At 40.2% G+C, this 754-nt stretch carries 1 pseudogene; it reads right to left on the minus strand.

Annotated elements, in window-relative coordinates:
• A pseudogene (locus A3761_RS07015) lies at nucleotides 1-276 on the minus strand (polynucleotide adenylyltransferase PcnB); the annotation flags it as partial.
• Between the last annotated feature and the right edge of the window lie 478 nt (nucleotides 277-754).

The raw sequence follows: 754 nt of genomic DNA on the forward strand, positions 1-754 counted from the left end.
GCGGCCAAACAGGATATGGACGAGCTTAAAGCGACGACCAATTAAACGTGAATTCTTAAAAAGAGCATGTACCTCCTCAGGGTGTGCATTGGTCGCAATATCAAAATCTTTAGGATTTTGGCCGAGCAAAATATCCCTGACACCACCACCAACCAGATACGCCTCATAGCCGCTATTATGTAAGCGATGCATAACCTTTAACGCCGATGGGCTAATTTGGCTACGAGAAACGGGATGTTGGTCGCGAGGTATAATGGAAGGAGACAGTCTGGACATGTTTAAACAATCATTGTTGTGGGTTACGAAGTACTAAGACCTTGAGGGGCTCTATCAGCCTTACGTTTTATGAAGCCATACTTTACCATAGACCAAGGCCAAGAGTTTATCTAAAGAGAAAACTGTACCAGAAAAAGTAGCAACACAAGTAATAATAAGAAAAGAGAGGGGGAATGACTTTGCATGAAAAGATCAAACGCTCTCCGTGATTGACCTTTTCATGCTTAAAAGAGCAGACTCTAAATTTTTTGTTGTTGTGAATCCATGTCTGTGCTTTAGGGCAAAAGCTCACACCTTTGCATGTAAACAGAGCAATTTGAATACTCAGAGCGGTAGCTAAAATAAAGTTATCCGGTTTAGGACTAGTGCCACTTTATGTGTTCTTATTAGTCAGAAACAATAACTCAATTCATTTTTTCGGCCGCTAAAAAGCTAGGCATTCAAAATATTCAGTTTACCCCGCATTTATTATTTTTAT

It is taken from the genome of Oleiphilus sp. HI0123 (assembly GCF_001635315.1).